This window comes from Ruegeria sp. H8 (assembly GCF_056532905.1).
The window spans coordinates 1-16,217 of the sequence record NZ_JBQFNY010000014.1; the positions used below are offsets into that span (position 1 = coordinate 1).

Here is a 16,217-nt window from a genome sequence, read left to right on the forward strand (position 1 = left end):
CCGTCGGCGCCGGCGTTGTGTCGAAGATCATCGAGTAATTCGCGCAAGCGACTGATCAGACGGAAAGGGCGCCCCGCGGGGCGCCCTTTTTCAATTTCGGAAACGCACACCGAGATGCTACCCTTTTCCGTATTGAAACATTGCAATTCGAAAGAGGTCATAAGATGCACGTATCGGCACGTTCACTCTGTCTTGTCGCAGCAATCGCGTTTTCAGCAACCTCGGCATCGTCCCAACAAATCGCGGATCGCATTTATCTTGGCGGTCCAATTGTCACAATGAATGACGAAGGCCCATCTGCCGAAGCGGTTGCAGTCAAAGACGGGCGTATTCTGGCCGTCGGATCGCTGTCTGACCTATCTGCGTATCAAGGTGATGGAACGGAAACCTTCGATCTGAACGGACGCGCGATGCTGCCGGGCTTTGTGGACAGCCACGGGCATGTTGTCATGGGAGGTTTGCAGGCACTGTCAGCCAACCTTCTCGCGCCGCCGGATGGAGATGTCGTTGATATCGCAAGCCTGCAATCAACACTGTCCAACTGGGCCGCTGAGAATGCGGAAGCCGTTGAGCAGGTGAAAATGATCGTTGGCTTTGGTTACGACAACGCGCAGCTGAAAGAGCTGCGTCACCCGACACGGCAAGAACTGGATATGGTGTCCCAAGACTTGCCGGTCATCATCATTCATCAATCCGGGCATTTGGGGGTCGCAAATTCAAAAGCTCTGGAGTTGGCAGGTATCACCGCCACCTCAGAAGCACCTCCGGGCGGTGTGATTCAGCGCGATGAAGCTGGTGAGCCTAACGGCGTTCTGGAAGAATACGCGTTCTTTTCGGTTCTTGTTCCCATGCTTGGAAATCTGGGTGAGAAAGGCTTGGCGGCATTCGCGAAGGCCGGAACAGAGCTTTGGGCTAAGTTTGGATATACAACCGGACAAGAAGGCCGATCGTCCGGTGAGATTGTCGAGGTTCTCAGGAAAGTTGCAGCCGAAGAAGGGCTGCCCATCGATGTGGTCGCGTTTCCAGACGTTTTGGAAGCTCGGGAGTTCATCGGAGAAAACACATCAGCAGACTACGAGAACCGGGTCCGGGTTGGGGGTTGCAAGCTGACAATCGACGGTTCACCGCAGGGTTTCACAGCCTTGCGGGATCGACCCTATTACAATCCGGTTGGAAATTATGCCGCCGGGTATGCCGGATATGCCGCCATAACGATGGAGCAGCTTCAGGACGCGGTGAACTGGTGTTATGAGAACGGCTTCCAGATCCTTGTGCATTCCAACGGCGAAGGAGCATCCGATATGCTGATTGCGGCCCTTGAAGAAGCGCAGATCAAGTATGGCGACCCAGGCAACCGCCCCGTTCTGATACACGGCCAGTTTCTGAGGGAGGATCAGGTTGCCAGTTTCAAACGGCTTGGCGTGTTCCCGTCGCTTTTCCCGATGCACACGTTCTATTGGGGCGATTGGCACCGGGATCATACTGTGGGACCGGTCAATGCCGACAACATCTCACCCACGGGATGGCTGCGAGAAAGGGACATGATGTTCGGCACACATCACGATGCCCCGGTCGCGTTTCCCGACAGTATGCGGGTTCTTGCCGCGACGGTCACTCGCCGCACCCGTTCGGGCGACATATTGGGGCCGCATCAAAGGGTGGACGTCATGACTGCACTTAAGGCCATGACTATTTGGCCTGCGTGGCAGCATTTTGAGGAAAACGAGAAGGGGTCGATTGAAGTCGGAAAAGTTGCAGACTTTGTGATCTTGTCTGACGATCCTACGACGGTCGATCCAGAGACCCTAGCCGAGCTCAAAGTGCTTGTAACCGTCAAAGGTGATGAGGTTGTTTACGAAGCTGAAGAAGGTGTCAGAGAGGGAAAGATGCGTTTTTCTCCATTTTCCAGTGACCCAGTTATTGCGCATCTTTTTATGCACGCGGTTTACCAAGGAATGAAGGTCGAAAGTCCATGGTTAACCAATGGCGTTTCTGGAGGTGAATAGAAGGTTTTCATTCTGGCATTTGCCTCTTGCAAAAACGCTCAGGTCGCTATAGTACGCGCGGGTTCTCAATAAGAACATCAAGGCGGGGTGATTCCCGCCTTTTGGGTTCGATGAGGGTTGGCGATGCGCGTCTGTCCTCCTCTCAACTCCAACGCCTGAATAAAAGGCTGTTAATATGCAAAGCCAAAACATCCGTATTCGGCTGAAGGCATTTGACTATCGCGTTCTGGATGCCAGCACGCAAGAGATCGTCAACACTGCCAAGCGGACCGGCGCGAACGTGCGCGGACCGATCCCGCTGCCGAACAAGATCGAGAAGTTCACGGTTCTCCGTGGCCCTCACGTTGACAAGAAATCCCGCGACCAGTTCGAGATCCGCACGCACAAGCGTCTTCTCGACATCGTTGATCCGACCCCCCAGACCGTTGACGCGCTGATGAAGCTCGACCTCGCTGCTGGTGTGGACGTCGAGATCAAGTTGCAGTCGTAATCGGAGGGTATGAGAATGCGCTCTGGTATTATCGCAAAAAAAGTTGGCATGACCCGCCTGTTCATGGAAGACGGCAAGCAGATCCCTGTGACCGTTCTTCACCTGGACAACCTGCAGGTCGTTGCACAGCGGACCGCTGACAAAGATGGCTACACTGCCGTTCAGCTGGGCGCCGGTGCTGCCAAGGCAAAACGCACCTCGAAAGCCATGCGCGGTCACTATGCCGCTGCCAAGGTCGAGCCCAAGCGTAAGCTGGCCGAGTTCCGCGTCTCCGAAGATGGCCTGATCGAAGTGGGTGCCGAGATTTCGGCAGAACACTTCCTGGAAGGTCAGAAGGTTGACGTTTCGGGCACCTCGATCGGTAAAGGCTTTGCCGGTGCGATGAAGCGCCACAACTTCGGTGGTCTGCGCGCCTCGCACGGTGTTTCGATCAGCCACCGTTCGCACGGTTCGACCGGTCAGTGTCAGGACCCGGGCAAGGTGTTCAAAGGCAAGAAGATGGCCGGTCACATGGGTGCTGCCCGTGTAACGACCCAGAACCTGGAAGTCGTCAAAACCGACGCCGAGCGTGGTCTGGTCTTCATCAAAGGCGCCGTTCCCGGACCGAAATCGGGCTGGGTCACCGTCAAGGACGCCGTGAAGAAGAAAGCACCGGAAGGCCTGCCTTTCCCGGCTGCTGTGAAATCGGCTGCATCTGATGCACCTGCGGAAGAAGCTCCCGCGGAAGGTGGTGAAGCATGAAACTTGATGTAATCAAACTGGACGGCGGCAAAGCCGGCGACATCGAGCTGAACGCCGATCTGTTCGGTCTCGAGCCGCGTGCGGACATCCTGCACCGTGTGGTCCGTTGGCAGCGCAACAACGCGCAGGCCGGCACCCACAAGGTCAAGACCCGCTCGGAAACCAGCTACTCGACCAAGAAGATCTATCGCCAGAAGGGCACCGGTGGCGCACGCCATGGTGACCGCAACGCGCCGATCTTCCGCAAGGGTGGCATCTACAAGGGCCCGACCCCTCGTTCGCACGGCCACGACCTGCCGAAGAAGTTCCGCAAGCTTGGCCTGCGCCACGCTCTGTCGGCCAAAGCCAAAGCAGGTGAACTGGTTGTGATCGAGAACGCCGAAGCCGAAGGCAAGACCGCCGCTCTGGCCAAACAGGTTGCAAACCTGGGCTGGAAACGCGCTCTGGTCATCGACGGTGCGACCGTGAACGAAGGTTTCCTGAAGGCGTCGCGCAACATCGAAGGTCTGGATATCCTGCCGTCGATGGGTGCAAACGTTTATGACATCCTCAAGCGTGACACCCTGGTGCTCACCAAAGCGGCTGTCGAAGCACTGGAGGCTCGACTGAAATGAGCGCGAAGGCAGAACACTACGACGTGATCCGCAAGCCGATCATCACCGAAAAGTCGACCATGGCGTCCGAAAACGGCGCGGTTGTCTTCGAAGTGGCGATCGACAGCAACAAGCCGCAGATCAAAGAGGCCGTTGAGGCTCTGTTTGGTGTGAAGGTCAAAGCGGTGAACACCACCGTGACCAAAGGCAAGGTCAAGCGGTTCCGCGGCCAGTTGGGCAAGCGGAAAGACGTCAAGAAGGCCTATGTGACCCTGGAAGAGGGTAACACCATCGACGTGACCACCGGTCTCTGATCGGACCCGTCGTTTAGAAAATCAGAACCCCCGCGCGAGCGGGGGTTTTTTTTTTGGCACAGACTGTGTACTCTGCGCCCTTAGCGGCTTCCTATTCAGCTTGCTTGCGCGCGGTTTCGATGAAGGCCTGCCAGCCATCCGACTTGCCAAAGGCGCGCATCTTTTCGTGCAGCAAGGGGCCGTAGATTTCCCACATACGTTTTCGCAGCTTTTTCCCCTTGTCGGTGATCTTCAGGACTTTACCCCGCCGGTCACCGTCAAAGGACACAAATGTGATCAGTCCTTCTGCAACCAGGCGCCTGCTCAAATGGGACAGGTTCGATTGCTCGAATATGGTGTCCTGAGCCAGCTCGTAGGGGCGCAGTTGGCCGCCGTGCCGCTCGAGGGACCAAAGGATATCGTACCATTTCAAAGGTGGCAGGCCAGCGTCTTTCAAGGCGGCACTGATTTCAAACTGGATGAGCCGTGTCGTCCGGTTCAGCTGGAGCCATGCAGGGGTGTCCACCCAGCATGGCGAATTCACCAAAGTCGAAGGTGTGCTGGATCTGAACGCGGATGATGTCGAGGCATCGACACAGAACGTGACGATCGACGCAAACAGCCTGTCCTCGGGGTTTGGGCCTTTGGACGATCACCTTAAGTCGGCGGATTTTCTCGAGGTCAAAACCTATCCGGAATTCACTTTCGTCAGTACGGGAATTGAACGGACGGGCGACACCACGGCGGATGTGACCGGCAACCTGACCATTCATGGAGTAACCAAACCCGTGACCCTGAAGGCCACGTTGACTCACCAAGGCCCCCATCCGCTGGGCGGTGCCATTGAATACTATCAAGGCGACTGGCTGGCGTTCTCGGCAGAAACCGAGATTGACCACACGGAGTTTGGCGTCGGACCATTCTCGACCGGGCCGATCACCATCCTCATCGACACCGAGATGAAGGCTGACGGGTAAGAATGGTAAGTCAGCCCGCTGGCGCTACATTGAATGGTATGGCTGACTCGAAGAACACACCGCAGCATGGAAAAAAGCAGCACACACTGCTGCGACGCTTGCTGGGTAGTTTCGCGACCTCGGCGGTTCAAACTGACGAGGTCGCTTTCGTCTCTGATCCAAGGGCTGAACGTGAGCAGGTGCTAGAGAAGATGCGCGCCTTTGACGGTGAGCCGTATTTCCAGATAGCAGATGAAAAGCTGGGGCTCTTGTCGGTATTCGATGATCTGAAATACGATCGGGCGGATGTGGACATGATCTCTCCGGCGATGCGTAAGCATGTTGTCACCAAGCTTGGTCCGCTGGGGTTTCGGCAGATTTCCGGTACGGTGCTGGAGCACGTGAAAGCCGACATGCGTGTACATATGCCAAAGTTCCACGCCCTGGGCGCATCGCCCTTTGACATTACGCGCTACACAGACAAGCGCGCCCAGGATTATTGCCTGCTGACCCCGACACAGGTGGCTTGCCAGTTCATCGATCATTATGTGTTGGACGACGCCGTGCAGCGGATCGAAGCGCTTGTTGAGAAGCACCCAATCAATCTGCTAAAGCTGGCGGATTATCTGGAAGGCAAACCCAAGCACCGTGCGTTTCGAGAGGTTCTCGGTCATATCAAGCTCAAACAGCGGATTGCAGTGGAGTCTGAACCACTCTGCCGCAGGCGGTCTTTGGGGTAGGGTGTCAGAAGGCCAGGGTCGCAGAAGCGCATATTGCGAAAGCCCGCGGTTGGAAAGCGCCATAGAGCCGGATTTTAGCGCCGTACAGCGGCATTGTGATCTTCAGAGTGTCCTGCTGTTACGCGTCTACTGGTCGTTCTGTGAGCCAGTGCGTGAAACAAAAAAGGCGCCGTTTGGCGCCTTTGTGCATTACTGCGGAATTTCCGCGATCAAGAGCAGTAAACATGTTTGTGCGCAATATCTGCGATGTCGCAGCGGCGGATGCCGATGTCATCCAGTTCGCGGTTGGTCAGGCTTTGCAGTTCGCGGTATGTGCGCTGATATTCAGCGGCCCGTTTGCGTGCGGTTTTGATCCGTTCGATCATGTCCATGATCCGGGTGCCGAAGTTGAAGCCGGTATTTGTCAGTGTTGCGGTTGTCATTTCTGTGTTCCTTTCTCAAATCAGGGCGAATTCCCTGACGTTTCCTTGTGTGTTCCTTGTTTGGACAAGGCTGAGATAGGATTAATAGTTATCGCTAACAATGCAGGTTTCGGTCTAGCCGCTATGCGTTTTCGGTATGACAAAGGTTGATCCCAACGCAATACGGATCGCGCAAGACATTCGGAATATTATGTACTTGCGTCAGAAGCACTCAGAAACTGCCGTAAGGGCGCTTCTCCTATTGAACGCAAGCCGTGTGGCAGTGCTAACGCCTTGCGATAAAGCTGTACGAAATGGCCTAAAAACCGACTATTTCCTAATCTTCCCCTCGTATCGCTCTTTTTGTTCATTAACCAGAATCAGTTTGCCGTTGTTCACGACGTAAAGATCAAACCGGGGATTTTGATATCCAATGCAACGCATCCCGTTGTCATAGAATTTGTATGAGCTTGCTTTCCATGTTTGGCCATCCCTTTTGTAGGAATAGGTTCCGTCGGAAAAATATGTTTCTGTGTCTTTGCCAGTGTAAACGACTTTGCGTCCCGCAAGGTTGTTTTGGAGCCAGGCTGCATTCACTTTCTGGTCGCCGTCTGAGAAATAGCTTTTCGAAAGTTTTGGAGCCTTGTTAGGGCAGGCTGCGTGCGCTGAGACACCAATGGCCGTCGCGCAAAGCGCGGATAGGAACAGTTTCATCTTTTCTCACTCTTTAATCAAAATGGATCAAAACGATACGTCAGGCGCAGTTAAACGCAAGAAAAAACGCCCCTGAAAAAATCAGGGGCGTTTCACACTCTGCGAAGATTTAGCGCTTAGCCGCGCTCTTCGACGATCTCTACCAGATGCGGGATCTTGCGGATCATGCCGCGGACCGAAGGAGTATCTTCCAGCTCACGGGTTTTGTGCATCTTGTTCAGGCCCAGGCCGATCAGGGTTGCGCGCTGTTCGGCGGGGCGGCGGATCGGGGAACCGATCTGCTTGACGACGATGGTTTTTGCCATGGGTCGCTCTCCTTATGCTTCTGCTTCAGCAGCAGCCGGTGCTTCGTCCCGCTTGGGCAGGATGTCGGCAACCTTTTTGCCACGACGTGCGGCAACCGAACGCGGGCTCTGCTCCTTTTGCAGGCCGTTGATGGTGGCGCGGATCATGTTGTACGGGTTCTGCGAGCCCAGCGACTTGGACACAACGTCCTTGACGCCCAGCATTTCGAACACGGCACGCATCGGACCACCGGCGATGATACCGGTACCTTCAGGTGCGGTGCGCATAACCACTTTACCGGCGCCGTGACGGCCCTCGATGTCGTGGTGCAGGGTCCGACCTTCGCGCAGTTGCACGCGGATCATCTGACGCTTGGCTTGTTCGGTCGCCTTGCGGATGGCCTCGGGTACTTCTTTCGCTTTACCCTTGCCAAAGCCCACGCGGCCTTTCTGATCGCCAACAACCACCAGAGCGGCGAAGCCAAAGCGCTTACCACCTTTTACGGTTTTCGACACGCGGTTGATCGCAACCAGACGATCTGCAAATTCCGGTGCTTCCTCACGGTCGCGGCCACGGCCCCGACGGTTTTCACGTTCTGCCATTTGGCATCCCTTTTCTCATGTGGCGCATACGGCGCCGTTTCTTCAATCCAAGTGAGCCCCGACTGTTGCCGAGGCCCCCGGATCATCGGGGCGGATCGAAACCCGCCCGCAGGTCTTAGATCTTCAGACCACCTTCACGCGCAGCGTCGGCCAGAGCCTTCACCTTGCCGTGGAACAGGAAGCCACCACGATCGAAATAGGCCTCTTCGACGCCTGCCTTCTTGGCACGCTCTGCAATGGCCGCGCCGACTTTGGTCGCCGCATCGATGTTGTTTTTGCCAACAACGCCCAGATCCTTTTCCAGGGTCGAGGCCGAGGCCAAGGTCACGCCACGTACGTCGTCGATCAACTGAACAGAGATGTTCTTGTTCGAACGGTGTACGGACAGACGCGGACGACCCGCGTTGACCTTGCGAAGTTTGTTCCGAACGCGCAGGCGGCGCTTCAGAAACAGGGTTCTTTTGCTGTTTGCCATTGTGTTCGTCCTTACTTCTTCTTGCCTTCCTTGCGGAAGATGAACTCGCCCTTGTAGCGGATGCCTTTGCCTTTGTAAGGCTCGGGGCGGCGCCACTCGCGGATTTTCGCCGCGGTTTCGCCCACCAGCTGCTGGTCGATACCTTCCACAACGATCTCGGTCTGCTTCGGGGCGGTGATGGTGACACCTTCCGGAGCAGTGAAATCAACATCGTGGCTGTAGCCCAGGTTCAGCCTCAGGGTGTTGCCCTGCATCTGAGCCCGGTAACCAACACCCTGGATCTCCAGCTCTTTTTTGAAGCCGGTCGTCACACCGGTTACCAGGTTGGCAACCATGGTGCGGCTCATGCCCCACTGCTGACGAGCACGTTTGGACATGCCGCGGGGGTCGATCTTGACCACGTTGTCTTCAACCGACAGCGTTACGTCGTCGGTGGCGGTAAAGCTGCGGGTGCCTTTCGGACCTTTCACTTCGATGGTCTGACCCGACACAGTGGCGGTAACGCCGCTGGGCAGCTCGACCGGTTTTTTACCAATACGAGACATTGCAGACCTCCTTAGAAGACGGTGCAGAGCACTTCGCCGCCAACATTGTTGGAGCGAGCGTTTGCGTCCGACATCACACCTTTCGGAGTGCTGACAATCGACACACCCAGACCCTGACGGACCTGCGGGATATCATTGACGCCCATGTATACGCGACGGCCGGGCTTCGAGACCCGCTTCAGTTCGCGAATGACAGGGGTGCCTTCGTAGTATTTCAGGCTGATTTCGATGGCCGGATGACCGTTTTCACCGGTCGTCTTTTCATAGCCACGGATGTAGCCTTCGTCCGCCAGCACGTCCAGAACCCAACCGCGCAGCTTGGAAGCCGGGGTGGAAACGGTGGACTTGCCGCGCATTTGCGCGTTGCGGATACGGGTGAGCATATCGCCGATAGGATCATTCATATCTATGTCTCCCTTACCAGCTCGATTTCACCATGCCGGGGATCTGACCAGCAGAACCCAGCTCGCGCAGCGCAATACGGCTGACCTTCAGCTTACGGTAGTAAGCGTGGGGACGACCTGTCAGCTGACAGCGGTTGTGCAGACGAGTGGCCGAGCTGTTGCGCGGCAGCTTCGCCAGTTTCAGACGCGCCTTGAAGCGCTCTTCCATCGGCTTGCTCTCGTCATTCGCGATTTCTTTCAGCTCGGCACGCTTTGCGGCATATTTGGCCACCAGGCGTTCGCGCTTCTTTTCGCGTTCGATCATTGCTTTTTTAGCCATGTCTCAATCCTCCCGGCGCTTATGCGTTAAACGGCATGTTGAACGCTTTCAACAGTGCCTTTGCTTCAGCGTCGGTTTTCGCTGTGGTGGCAATTACGATATCCATGCCCCAGACCTCGTCGACCTTGTCGAAATCGATTTCCGGGAAAACGATGTGCTCTTTCATGCCCATGGCAAAGTTGCCCTGACCATCGAAAGAAGGCTTTACACCGCGGAAGTCACGCACGCGCGGCAGCGCGATGGTGATCAGACGATCCAGGAATTCGTACATCCGGTCACCACGTAGGGTCACTTTCGCGCCCAGCGGCATGTCTTCACGGACGCGGAAGCCCGCGATCGACTTCTTTGCCTTGGTTGCAACGGCCTTTTGACCGGCAATCGCAGTCAGATCCTCGACCGCAGCTTTCGCTTTCTTCGAGTCTTTGACGGCCTCGGCACCACAACCGATGTTCAGAACGATCTTCTCCAGCTTGGGCAGCTGCATGTCGTTCTTGTAACCGAACTCTTCTTTCAGAGCGGCACGGATGGTTTCAACGTACTGAGTTTTCAGACGCGGGGTGTAGGTTGCGTTATCAAGCATCGATCACGTCCCCTGTGGTCTTGGCGAAGCGGACCTTCTTGTCACCTTCCATGCGGAAGCCAACGCGGGTCGCTTTGCCGTTCTTGTCCAGCAGTGCCAGGTTCGACAGGTCGATCGGGTTTGCCTGAGGCAGACGACCACCTTGCGAGTTCTGCGACTGGCGGGTGTGACGGATGGCGATGTTGATGCCATCAACAACAGCTTTTCCGGCTTTGGGGTCAACCGAGGAAATGGTGCCCTCTTTGCCCTTGTCCTTGCCGGCCAGCACGACGACCTTGTCGCCTTTGCGGAGTTTAGCAGCCATGATTACAGCACCTCCGGAGCCAGCGAGATGATTTTCATGAAGTTCTTGCCGCGCAGTTCGCGAACAACGGGGCCAAAGATACGGGTACCGATCGGCTCGTTGTTATTGTTCAGGATGACGGCGGCGTTGCGATCGAAACGGATCGCGGTGCCGTCTTCGCGACGGACTTCCTTGGCGGTGCGTACGACGACGGCCTTGCGGACGTCACCTTTCTTCACGCGACCGCGCGGGATGGCTTCCTTCACCGAGACGACAATGATGTCGCCGACGGAGGCGTATTTACGCTTGGAACCACCCAGGACCTTGATGCACTGAACTCGGCGAGCGCCGGAGTTGTCAGCGACATCCAGATTGGTCTGCATCTGGATCATGTGGTTTCTCCCGACCTGTGGGGGCTGGTCTTGTTAATTCCCCCAGGGTTTCGACAAATGGAAAGGTCTGGGGGCTTACGCCTCCAGAACCTCCCAACGTTTCGTCTTCGATTTCGGCGCGCATTCGATGATGCGTACAGTGTCGCCGACCTTGAAGGCGTTCTTTTCGTCATGAGCCCGGTATTTCTTGGACTTACGAACGGTTTTGTGCAGCAGCGGGTGCTTGAAACGGCGTTCAACCGAAACAGTCACGGTCTGCTCGTTGGCGTCGCTGGTTACTACTCCGGACAGGATACGCTTGGGCATGGGATTACTCCTCCGATGCCGCAGCAGCGGCCTTTTCGTTCAGAATGGTTTTGACGCGGGCAGCATTGCGGCGGGCCGCTTTGATGCCGGCAGTGTTTTCCAGCTGACCGGTTGCCTGTTGAAAGCGCAGATTAAAGCTTTCTTTCTTCAGGTTGGCCAGTTCCTCGCGGAGCTGGTCCGGGGTCTTTTCACGCAGTTCTTGGGCGTTCATCGCCTTTTTCCTTTGCTCAAAACACCAGAAGGCCCCGTACACGGGTCACCTTGGACCTGGTGGATGAATGATAGACATGCGAATCGCCCGACAACGCCGGGCGAAACGCAGGATGCCGCCGTATAAGGGTTTAGGGAGTGGGGGGCAAGGGAAAGTTTCTCTGCCGATTTCAATGCGTGAATTGAATCAGCATCGGGCCATACCGGTCGCTGGAATGAACCGCAGAACATTGCCGCGACCTAAGGTGAAAATTTAGTGTTTCCCTCAGCAGGTTTGCCGACTTAACATCGGTCTGTGATTATTGCGACCATTGAAAAGTGAGGTGTTTCATGCAAAATTCTAAATTGGCTACATTCACATTCGCGGCCCTGATGTGTGCGTCCACTACAATAGCCGCCCCCGACGGGAAGTGGACCCTGACCATCAATTCCAGCCGCCCTTGGCAGATGGATATTGCGATCACCAACGACACACCGCAGGTGCTTGCCGCTCATGGGATCACACCGGAAGGCATTAAAGTCAGAAAGGTCACGGACGATCGGCTTCAATTCGACGCCATAATTTCCAAACAAGGCAGTTGCTCATCGGGAAGTGTGATGAAATTTGATCTCAAATTCAAAAATGGCGCCTATAAATCCGGGTCTGTGAATGGAAATTGCATTGGATTCCCTAAGTTCCGTGCGCGGGTCAGCGCAAAGTAACAGGTCTGTGACTCAGACCCAGATGAAGCGAAACCGGTACTGCATTTTGTCCCGATTTCCTTTCTTCAGCGCACGCTCGGCTCAATAGCCAAGTCTCGCCATGGTTCGGTGAATGATTTCCTCGAAGTACCAAGCATCCGGCACGCGGGGCAGCCACAACGTTCCGTGCTCGCCGCTGAGGAAAAGAGCCGTTCTTGACCCGCGGAAACCTTGGATACCTGCCAGCTTCAAGTCACTGACTACGCCTTCGGAATCCAACACAACCACGCGTTGGGTAGTAATTACGTACACGGTACTTCGGAACAGAAAATGTATCACTACCCACGGGAACATCATGAGTGTCGGCGCGAAAAACGCAATCAGTATTGCATCTGCCAAAGAAGGCAATAATCGCGCCCGAACCACGTAGACGGGTTGTTCGTTCTCTTCCAGAACGAGTGGTTCAATTTCATCAAAAAAGCCAGTCAATACCGCGACGATTATCCAATAAACAGTGTATATGATGCGCTTTCATTCGGATGTGCTTTGGCTGTTCGCCCCCCCAATCGCTCCACTCGGGCGATTGCCGCTGTGCGGACCGGGGCTCACTCCCACTTATAGTTGAAGCTAACCGAGATCCGTTCGTCCTCGGCCATGTTCATGGGCACCTCATGGCGCAGCCAGCTTTCCCAGAGCAGCACGTCGCCCACCTGCGGTTTCATATAGATGAACGGCTGCAAATCCCGCCGCCCGCCTTTCAGGCGCGTTGGCGCGGCCATCATGCGGCCTGAACGGGGGTCCTCCAGTTTCAGCGCGCTCGCCCCTTCGGGCATCGCTACATACGTCGTGCCTGAGATCACACTGTGCGGGTGCAGGTGGCTGGAGTGCATGCCACCCTCGGGCAGAATGTTGATCCACAGGTCTTCCAGTTTCAGCTCGCCCTCTCCCAGATCAAACTCCAGATCCTTGGCAAAGGCTGCGACATGCTGGTCCAGTGCAGTGACCAGATCGGCGAAGATCGGGAACCGCCAGGGCAGATCGGTCAGCGAGGCATAGCTGGTGTAGCCGGGATAGCCGTTTTCCTCACACCACTCCTGCCCGGCCTCGTCATCCTCGGCGATGACAAGGCAGGAGTTTTCCAACTCTTCCGCATCGATCGCGGGACCGAACTCGGACAGGGCTGCGCGATAAAGACGGGTTACGAAGAGTGATTCAATCTGTGCCATAGCGCCCTCTTAACCCAGCTTCATCGCGATTGCGATGGCTCATTTGCGAGGCTCTGCCTCGCGCTCCAGGATATTTTTTGCCAGATGAAATCCGGATCCCCTGCTTCATCTGGCGCTAAATATCCCGGGGGAGTCGCGGCTTGCCGCGGCGGGGGCAGCGCCCCCAAATGATAACCCCCGTCGGTTTCCCGACGGGGGTAAATTTTGTCACGAACGGGGCCTAGGCCCCAATCGCTTACCAGTCTTCGCGAACCACGACGCGGGTCTTGATCGGCAGCTTCATCGCGGCCAGGCGCAGGGCCTCGCGGGCGATGTCGTCATTGACGCCGTCGATCTCGAACATCACGCGACCGGGCTTGACCTTGCAAACCCAGCGGTCCACCGAACCCTTACCTTTACCCATACGAACTTCGATCGGCTTTGCCGTGACCGGAGTGTCGGGGAAGATACGGATCCAGACACGACCCTGACGTTTCATGTGACGGGTCATGGCACGACGTGCAGCTTCGATCTGACGTGCGGTGACGCGCTCGGGCTGCAAGGCTTTCAGACCGTAGGTGCCAAAGTTCAGATCAGAGCCGCCCTTGGCTTCGCCCTTGATCCGGCCTTTGTGCATCTTGCGGAATTTCGTACGCTTTGGTTGAAGCATCTCAAATCCTCCTTAGCGACGGCCGCCTGCACCGCGAGGTGCCGGACCATCCTGGAGTTCCTGTGCTTTACGGTCACGTGCCTGCGGATCGTGCTCCATGATCTCACCTTTGAAGATCCAGACCTTGATCCCGATGATCCCGTAGGGGGTCATCGCTTCGGCATGTGCGTAATCGATGTCGGCACGCAGGGTGTGCAGAGGCACGCGGCCTTCGCGGTACCATTCGGTCCGTGCGATTTCGGCGCCGCCCAGACGGCCAGCGACGTTCACCCGGATACCCAGGGCGCCCATGCGCATGGCGTTCTGAACCGATCGCTTCATTGCGCGACGGAACGAAACACGACGTTCCAGCTGCTGAGCGATCGACTCGGCAACCAGCTGCGCGTCAAGCTCGGGCTTGCGCACTTCGACGATGTTCAGGTGCAGTTCGCTGTCGGTCATCTGGGCCAGCTTCTTGCGCAGAACTTCGATGTCTGCACCTTTCTTGCCGATGATGACACCCGGACGTGCGGTGTGGATCGTGACGCGGCACTTCTTGTGCGGACGTTCGATGATCACACGTGCAACACCGGCCTGCTTGCACTCTTTCTGGATGAACTCACGGATCTTGATGTCTTCCAGCAGAAGATCACCGTAATCCTTGGTGTCAGCGTACCAGCGGCTGTCCCAGGTGCGGTTGACCTGCAGGCGCATGCCGATCGGATTGACTTTATGTCCCATTAGGCTTGCTCCTCAACTTGACGCACCTTGATGGTGATCTCCGAGAACGGCTTCATGATCTTGCCGAAACGGCCACGGGCACGCGGACGACCGCGTTTCATGACCAGGTTCTTGCCAACCCAGGCTTCGGCGACGATCAGTTCGTCGACGTCCAGGTTGTGGTTGTTTTCGGCATTCGCGATTGCGGATTGCAGGCACTTTTTGACGTCCTGCGCGACACGCTTGTTCGAGAAAGTCAGGTCGGTCAGAGCCTTCTCGACTTTCTTGCCGCGGATCATTTGCGCAACCAGGTTCAGTTTCTGCGGGCTGGTGCGAAGCATGCGGGTTTTCGCCATTGCTTCGTTTTCAGCCACGCGGCGGGGGTTCTTTGCCTTGCCCATGACTTACTTCCGCTTCGCTTTTTTGTCTGCGGCGTGACCATAATAGGTCCGGGTCGGCGAGTATTCACCGAACTTCTGACCGATCATGTCTTCCGTGACGTTTACCGGGATATGCTTCTGGCCATTGTACACACCAAAGGTCAGACCCACGAACTGGGGCAGAATGGTGGAACGACGCGACCAGATCTTGATGACTTCGTTGCGGCCCGACTCGCGCGCTGCTTCGGCTTTTTTCAGCACATAAGCATCGACGAAAGGACCCTTCCAAACAGAGCGAGACATAGATTAACGTCCCTTCTTCTTGGCGTGCCGCGAGCGGATGATCAGCTTCTGGGACGCTTTGTTCTTGTTGCGGGTACGCTTACCCTTGGTGTCCTTACCCCACGGTGTAACCGGTGTACGGCCACCCGAGGTACGACCTTCACCACCACCGTGCGGGTGATCGATCGGGTTCATTGCAACACCACGAACCGACGGACGAACGCCTTTGTGGCGCATACGACCGGCTTTACCGAGGTTCTGGTTCGAGTTGTCGGGGTTGGACACGGCACCAACGGTGGCCATGCATTCCTGACGGACCATGCGCAGCTCGCCCGAGCTCAGACGGATCTGAGCGTAGCCGCCATCGCGACCAACGAACTGAGCGTAAGTACCGGCCGCACGTGCGATCTGACCGCCTTTGCCAGGCTTCATCTCGATGTTGTGGACGATGGTACCGATCGGCATGCCCGAGAACGGCATCGCGTTGCCCGGCTTGATGTCAGCTTTTGCCGACGCGATGACCTTGTCACCAACAGCCAGACGCTGCGGAGCCAGGATATAGGCCTGCTCGCCGTCTTCGTATTTTACCAGTGCGATGAATGCGGTCCGGTTCGGGTCGTATTCGATCCGCTCGACGGTTGCCGCGACATCAAATTTGTTCCGTTTGAAGTCAACGATCCGGTAGAGACGCTTTGCGCCACCGCCGCGGCGGCGTGAAGTGATCCGTCCGGTGTTGTTCCGGCCGCCCGATTTGGTCAAACCCTCAGTGAGAGACTTGACCGGACGTCCTTTCCAAAGCTCCGAACGGTCGATCAGCACCAGCCCGCGCTGGCCCGGCGTCGTCGGCTTGTACGACTTGAGTGCCATGCTTTCTGTCTTCCGTTTAGCAAGTGCGAGGGGGTTCCCCGCTATGTGAGAGGCCCCCGTAGGTGCCAAGGGTATAGGGCCCCGAAGGTCCCCGGTTC

29 protein-coding genes are annotated in these 16,217 nt (G+C 56.4%); 8 read left to right on the plus strand and 21 right to left on the minus strand.

What is annotated here, in order from left to right; translation table 11 throughout:
* The first annotated feature begins 164 nt into the window (after positions 1-164).
* From ACR0A2_RS20545 to ACR0A2_RS20565, 5 genes are all read left to right on the plus strand, one after another.
* Positions 165-2,006, plus strand: a complete 1,842-nt coding sequence (locus ACR0A2_RS20545; RefSeq protein ID WP_171642360.1) for an amidohydrolase — start codon at positions 165-167, stop codon at positions 2,004-2,006.
* A 175-nt stretch (positions 2,007-2,181) separates the two neighbouring features.
* Complete coding sequence (rpsJ, locus tag ACR0A2_RS20550) at positions 2,182-2,496, plus strand: 30S ribosomal protein S10 (RefSeq protein ID WP_008756422.1); 315 nt, start codon at positions 2,182-2,184, stop codon at positions 2,494-2,496.
* 15 nt (positions 2,497-2,511) lie between these two features.
* Entirely contained in the window at positions 2,512-3,237 is a 726-nt protein-coding gene (rplC, locus tag ACR0A2_RS20555) for a 50S ribosomal protein L3 (protein WP_152459170.1), read from the plus strand.
* Positions 3,234-3,851, plus strand: coding sequence for a 50S ribosomal protein L4 (rplD, locus tag ACR0A2_RS20560; RefSeq protein WP_155148664.1), 618 nt, complete (start codon positions 3,234-3,236; stop codon positions 3,849-3,851). Before rplC ends, rplD begins: the two co-directional genes overlap by 4 nt.
* Positions 3,848-4,144 (plus strand): 50S ribosomal protein L23, encoded by a 297-nt coding sequence (locus ACR0A2_RS20565; protein WP_068348029.1) that lies wholly within the window; start codon positions 3,848-3,850, stop codon positions 4,142-4,144. Before rplD ends, ACR0A2_RS20565 begins: the two co-directional genes overlap by 4 nt.
* Before the next feature lie 91 nt (positions 4,145-4,235).
* Here ACR0A2_RS20565 and ACR0A2_RS20570 read toward each other — a convergent pair whose 3' ends face one another.
* Entirely contained in the window at positions 4,236-4,580 is a 345-nt protein-coding gene (locus tag ACR0A2_RS20570) for a MarR family winged helix-turn-helix transcriptional regulator (RefSeq protein WP_480837017.1), read from the minus strand.
* Positions 4,581-4,602: 22 nt separating this feature from the next.
* Here ACR0A2_RS20570 and ACR0A2_RS20575 point away from each other — a divergent pair, with 22 nt between their 5' ends.
* Entirely contained in the window at positions 4,603-5,100 is a 498-nt protein-coding gene (locus ACR0A2_RS20575; protein WP_480837019.1) for a YceI family protein, read from the plus strand.
* A 38-nt stretch (positions 5,101-5,138) separates the two neighbouring features.
* The gene (locus ACR0A2_RS20580) at positions 5,139-5,819 is read left to right on the plus strand and encodes a hypothetical protein (RefSeq protein ID WP_480837021.1); all 681 of its coding nucleotides are present in this window, start codon (positions 5,139-5,141) and stop codon (positions 5,817-5,819) included.
* A gap of 209 nt (positions 5,820-6,028) precedes the next feature.
* On the opposite strand, the gene ACR0A2_RS20585 is transcribed toward ACR0A2_RS20580, so the two are convergent.
* From ACR0A2_RS20585 to rpmC, 13 genes are all read right to left on the minus strand, one after another.
* Positions 6,029-6,190, minus strand: coding sequence for a DUF1127 domain-containing protein (locus ACR0A2_RS20585; protein WP_224859333.1), 162 nt, complete (start codon positions 6,188-6,190; stop codon positions 6,029-6,031).
* A 360-nt stretch (positions 6,191-6,550) separates the two neighbouring features.
* Positions 6,551-6,934, minus strand: coding sequence for a hypothetical protein (locus ACR0A2_RS20590; protein ID WP_480837023.1), 384 nt, complete (start codon positions 6,932-6,934; stop codon positions 6,551-6,553).
* 116 nt (positions 6,935-7,050) lie between these two features.
* Entirely contained in the window at positions 7,051-7,239 is a 189-nt protein-coding gene (gene rpmD / locus ACR0A2_RS20595; protein WP_050605831.1) for a 50S ribosomal protein L30, read from the minus strand.
* 12 nt (positions 7,240-7,251) lie between these two features.
* The gene (rpsE, locus tag ACR0A2_RS20600) at positions 7,252-7,821 is read right to left on the minus strand and encodes a 30S ribosomal protein S5 (protein ID WP_155148691.1); all 570 of its coding nucleotides are present in this window, start codon (positions 7,819-7,821) and stop codon (positions 7,252-7,254) included.
* Positions 7,822-7,936: 115 nt separating this feature from the next.
* A complete protein-coding gene (gene rplR / locus ACR0A2_RS20605; RefSeq protein WP_152459162.1) occupies positions 7,937-8,296 on the minus strand; it encodes a 50S ribosomal protein L18 in 360 nt (119 codons plus the stop codon).
* Between the two features lie 11 nt (positions 8,297-8,307).
* On the minus strand, positions 8,308-8,841 hold the full coding sequence (rplF, locus tag ACR0A2_RS20610; protein WP_480620851.1) for a 50S ribosomal protein L6: 534 nt from the start codon (positions 8,839-8,841) through the stop codon (positions 8,308-8,310).
* A gap of 11 nt (positions 8,842-8,852) precedes the next feature.
* On the minus strand, positions 8,853-9,245 hold the full coding sequence (gene rpsH / locus ACR0A2_RS20615; protein WP_068340741.1) for a 30S ribosomal protein S8: 393 nt from the start codon (positions 9,243-9,245) through the stop codon (positions 8,853-8,855).
* Positions 9,246-9,258: 13 nt separating this feature from the next.
* Positions 9,259-9,564, minus strand: coding sequence for a 30S ribosomal protein S14 (gene rpsN / locus ACR0A2_RS20620; protein WP_010437098.1), 306 nt, complete (start codon positions 9,562-9,564; stop codon positions 9,259-9,261).
* Positions 9,565-9,583: 19 nt separating this feature from the next.
* Positions 9,584-10,144 (minus strand): 50S ribosomal protein L5, encoded by a 561-nt coding sequence (gene rplE, locus ACR0A2_RS20625; RefSeq protein ID WP_152459160.1) that lies wholly within the window; start codon positions 10,142-10,144, stop codon positions 9,584-9,586.
* Positions 10,137-10,448, minus strand: coding sequence for a 50S ribosomal protein L24 (gene rplX / locus ACR0A2_RS20630; RefSeq protein WP_152459159.1), 312 nt, complete (start codon positions 10,446-10,448; stop codon positions 10,137-10,139). The genes rplE and rplX overlap by 8 nt, the downstream gene beginning before the upstream one ends.
* Before the next feature lie 2 nt (positions 10,449-10,450).
* Entirely contained in the window at positions 10,451-10,819 is a 369-nt protein-coding gene (gene rplN, locus ACR0A2_RS20635; protein ID WP_039523372.1) for a 50S ribosomal protein L14, read from the minus strand.
* 75 nt (positions 10,820-10,894) lie between these two features.
* A complete protein-coding gene (rpsQ, locus tag ACR0A2_RS20640; RefSeq protein ID WP_152459158.1) occupies positions 10,895-11,125 on the minus strand; it encodes a 30S ribosomal protein S17 in 231 nt (76 codons plus the stop codon).
* Positions 11,126-11,129: 4 nt separating this feature from the next.
* Positions 11,130-11,336 carry a 50S ribosomal protein L29 gene (rpmC, locus tag ACR0A2_RS20645; RefSeq protein WP_093965352.1) on the minus strand — a complete coding sequence of 69 codons (207 nt, stop codon included), beginning with the start codon at positions 11,334-11,336 and terminating at the stop codon, positions 11,130-11,132.
* A 329-nt stretch (positions 11,337-11,665) separates the two neighbouring features.
* Between rpmC and ACR0A2_RS20650 the strand changes: the two genes are divergently transcribed.
* Entirely contained in the window at positions 11,666-12,037 is a 372-nt protein-coding gene (locus tag ACR0A2_RS20650; protein WP_480837027.1) for a hypothetical protein, read from the plus strand.
* A gap of 81 nt (positions 12,038-12,118) precedes the next feature.
* On the opposite strand, the gene ACR0A2_RS20655 is transcribed toward ACR0A2_RS20650, so the two are convergent.
* The 7 genes from ACR0A2_RS20655 to rplB all read right to left on the minus strand — a co-directional run bounded on the left by ACR0A2_RS20655 (position 12,119) and on the right by rplB (position 16,119).
* Positions 12,119-12,505 carry a hypothetical protein gene (locus ACR0A2_RS20655; RefSeq protein WP_480837029.1) on the minus strand — a complete coding sequence of 129 codons (387 nt, stop codon included), beginning with the start codon at positions 12,503-12,505 and terminating at the stop codon, positions 12,119-12,121.
* Between the two features lie 116 nt (positions 12,506-12,621).
* Positions 12,622-13,242: a 2OG-Fe(II) oxygenase family protein gene (locus ACR0A2_RS20660; RefSeq protein ID WP_480837031.1), complete on the minus strand. Its 621-nt coding sequence runs from the start codon at positions 13,240-13,242 to the stop codon at positions 12,622-12,624.
* A 235-nt stretch (positions 13,243-13,477) separates the two neighbouring features.
* Complete coding sequence (rplP, locus tag ACR0A2_RS20665) at positions 13,478-13,891, minus strand: 50S ribosomal protein L16 (RefSeq protein ID WP_117872242.1); 414 nt, start codon at positions 13,889-13,891, stop codon at positions 13,478-13,480.
* Positions 13,892-13,903: 12 nt separating this feature from the next.
* Positions 13,904-14,611: a 30S ribosomal protein S3 gene (gene rpsC, locus ACR0A2_RS20670; protein ID WP_171229110.1), complete on the minus strand. Its 708-nt coding sequence runs from the start codon at positions 14,609-14,611 to the stop codon at positions 13,904-13,906.
* Positions 14,611-14,991 carry a 50S ribosomal protein L22 gene (rplV, locus tag ACR0A2_RS20675; RefSeq protein WP_224859238.1) on the minus strand — a complete coding sequence of 127 codons (381 nt, stop codon included), beginning with the start codon at positions 14,989-14,991 and terminating at the stop codon, positions 14,611-14,613. Before rplV ends, rpsC begins: the two co-directional genes overlap by 1 nt.
* A 3-nt stretch (positions 14,992-14,994) precedes the next feature.
* Positions 14,995-15,273: a 30S ribosomal protein S19 gene (gene rpsS, locus ACR0A2_RS20680; protein ID WP_068348022.1), complete on the minus strand. Its 279-nt coding sequence runs from the start codon at positions 15,271-15,273 to the stop codon at positions 14,995-14,997.
* Positions 15,274-15,276: 3 nt separating this feature from the next.
* Positions 15,277-16,119 carry a 50S ribosomal protein L2 gene (gene rplB / locus ACR0A2_RS20685; RefSeq protein WP_170356688.1) on the minus strand — a complete coding sequence of 281 codons (843 nt, stop codon included), beginning with the start codon at positions 16,117-16,119 and terminating at the stop codon, positions 15,277-15,279.
* Positions 16,120-16,217 lie beyond the last annotated feature (98 nt).

Coding starts and splice junctions, on each gene's coding strand:
- rplV (WP_224859238.1), bottom strand. CDS start 14,991: ATGGGCAAGGCAAAGAACCCCCGCCGCGTGGCTGAAAACGAAGCAATG.
- rplD (WP_155148664.1), top strand. CDS start 3,234: ATGAAACTTGATGTAATCAAACTGGACGGCGGCAAAGCCGGCGACATC.
- rplN (WP_039523372.1), bottom strand. CDS start 10,819: ATGATCCAGATGCAGACCAATCTGGATGTCGCTGACAACTCCGGCGCT.
- ACR0A2_RS20660 (WP_480837031.1), bottom strand. CDS start 13,242: ATGGCACAGATTGAATCACTCTTCGTAACCCGTCTTTATCGCGCAGCC.
- rpsN (WP_010437098.1), bottom strand. CDS start 9,564: ATGGCTAAAAAAGCAATGATCGAACGCGAAAAGAAGCGCGAACGCCTG.
- rplC (WP_152459170.1), top strand. CDS start 2,512: ATGCGCTCTGGTATTATCGCAAAAAAAGTTGGCATGACCCGCCTGTTC.
- rpsQ (WP_152459158.1), bottom strand. CDS start 11,125: ATGCCCAAGCGTATCCTGTCCGGAGTAGTAACCAGCGACGCCAACGAG.
- rplF (WP_480620851.1), bottom strand. CDS start 8,841: ATGTCTCGTATTGGTAAAAAACCGGTCGAGCTGCCCAGCGGCGTTACC.
- rpsH (WP_068340741.1), bottom strand. CDS start 9,245: ATGAATGATCCTATCGGCGATATGCTCACCCGTATCCGCAACGCGCAA.
- rplX (WP_152459159.1), bottom strand. CDS start 10,448: ATGGCTGCTAAACTCCGCAAAGGCGACAAGGTCGTCGTGCTGGCCGGC.
- rpsS (WP_068348022.1), bottom strand. CDS start 15,273: ATGTCTCGCTCTGTTTGGAAGGGTCCTTTCGTCGATGCTTATGTGCTG.
- ACR0A2_RS20575 (WP_480837019.1), top strand. CDS start 4,603: ATGAGCCGTGTCGTCCGGTTCAGCTGGAGCCATGCAGGGGTGTCCACC.
- rpsC (WP_171229110.1), bottom strand. CDS start 14,611: ATGGGACATAAAGTCAATCCGATCGGCATGCGCCTGCAGGTCAACCGC.
- ACR0A2_RS20650 (WP_480837027.1), top strand. CDS start 11,666: ATGCAAAATTCTAAATTGGCTACATTCACATTCGCGGCCCTGATGTGT.
- rpsE (WP_155148691.1), bottom strand. CDS start 7,821: ATGGCAGAACGTGAAAACCGTCGGGGCCGTGGCCGCGACCGTGAGGAA.
- ACR0A2_RS20590 (WP_480837023.1), bottom strand. CDS start 6,934: ATGAAACTGTTCCTATCCGCGCTTTGCGCGACGGCCATTGGTGTCTCA.
- ACR0A2_RS20585 (WP_224859333.1), bottom strand. CDS start 6,190: ATGGACATGATCGAACGGATCAAAACCGCACGCAAACGGGCCGCTGAA.
- rpmD (WP_050605831.1), bottom strand. CDS start 7,239: ATGGCAAAAACCATCGTCGTCAAGCAGATCGGTTCCCCGATCCGCCGC.
- rpmC (WP_093965352.1), bottom strand. CDS start 11,336: ATGAACGCCCAAGAACTGCGTGAAAAGACCCCGGACCAGCTCCGCGAG.
- rplE (WP_152459160.1), bottom strand. CDS start 10,144: ATGCTTGATAACGCAACCTACACCCCGCGTCTGAAAACTCAGTACGTT.
- rplB (WP_170356688.1), bottom strand. CDS start 16,119: ATGGCACTCAAGTCGTACAAGCCGACGACGCCGGGCCAGCGCGGGCTG.
- rplR (WP_152459162.1), bottom strand. CDS start 8,296: ATGGCAAACAGCAAAAGAACCCTGTTTCTGAAGCGCCGCCTGCGCGTT.
- rpsJ (WP_008756422.1), top strand. CDS start 2,182: ATGCAAAGCCAAAACATCCGTATTCGGCTGAAGGCATTTGACTATCGC.
- ACR0A2_RS20545 (WP_171642360.1), top strand. CDS start 165: ATGCACGTATCGGCACGTTCACTCTGTCTTGTCGCAGCAATCGCGTTT.
- ACR0A2_RS20565 (WP_068348029.1), top strand. CDS start 3,848: ATGAGCGCGAAGGCAGAACACTACGACGTGATCCGCAAGCCGATCATC.
- ACR0A2_RS20580 (WP_480837021.1), top strand. CDS start 5,139: ATGGCTGACTCGAAGAACACACCGCAGCATGGAAAAAAGCAGCACACA.
- rplP (WP_117872242.1), bottom strand. CDS start 13,891: ATGCTTCAACCAAAGCGTACGAAATTCCGCAAGATGCACAAAGGCCGG.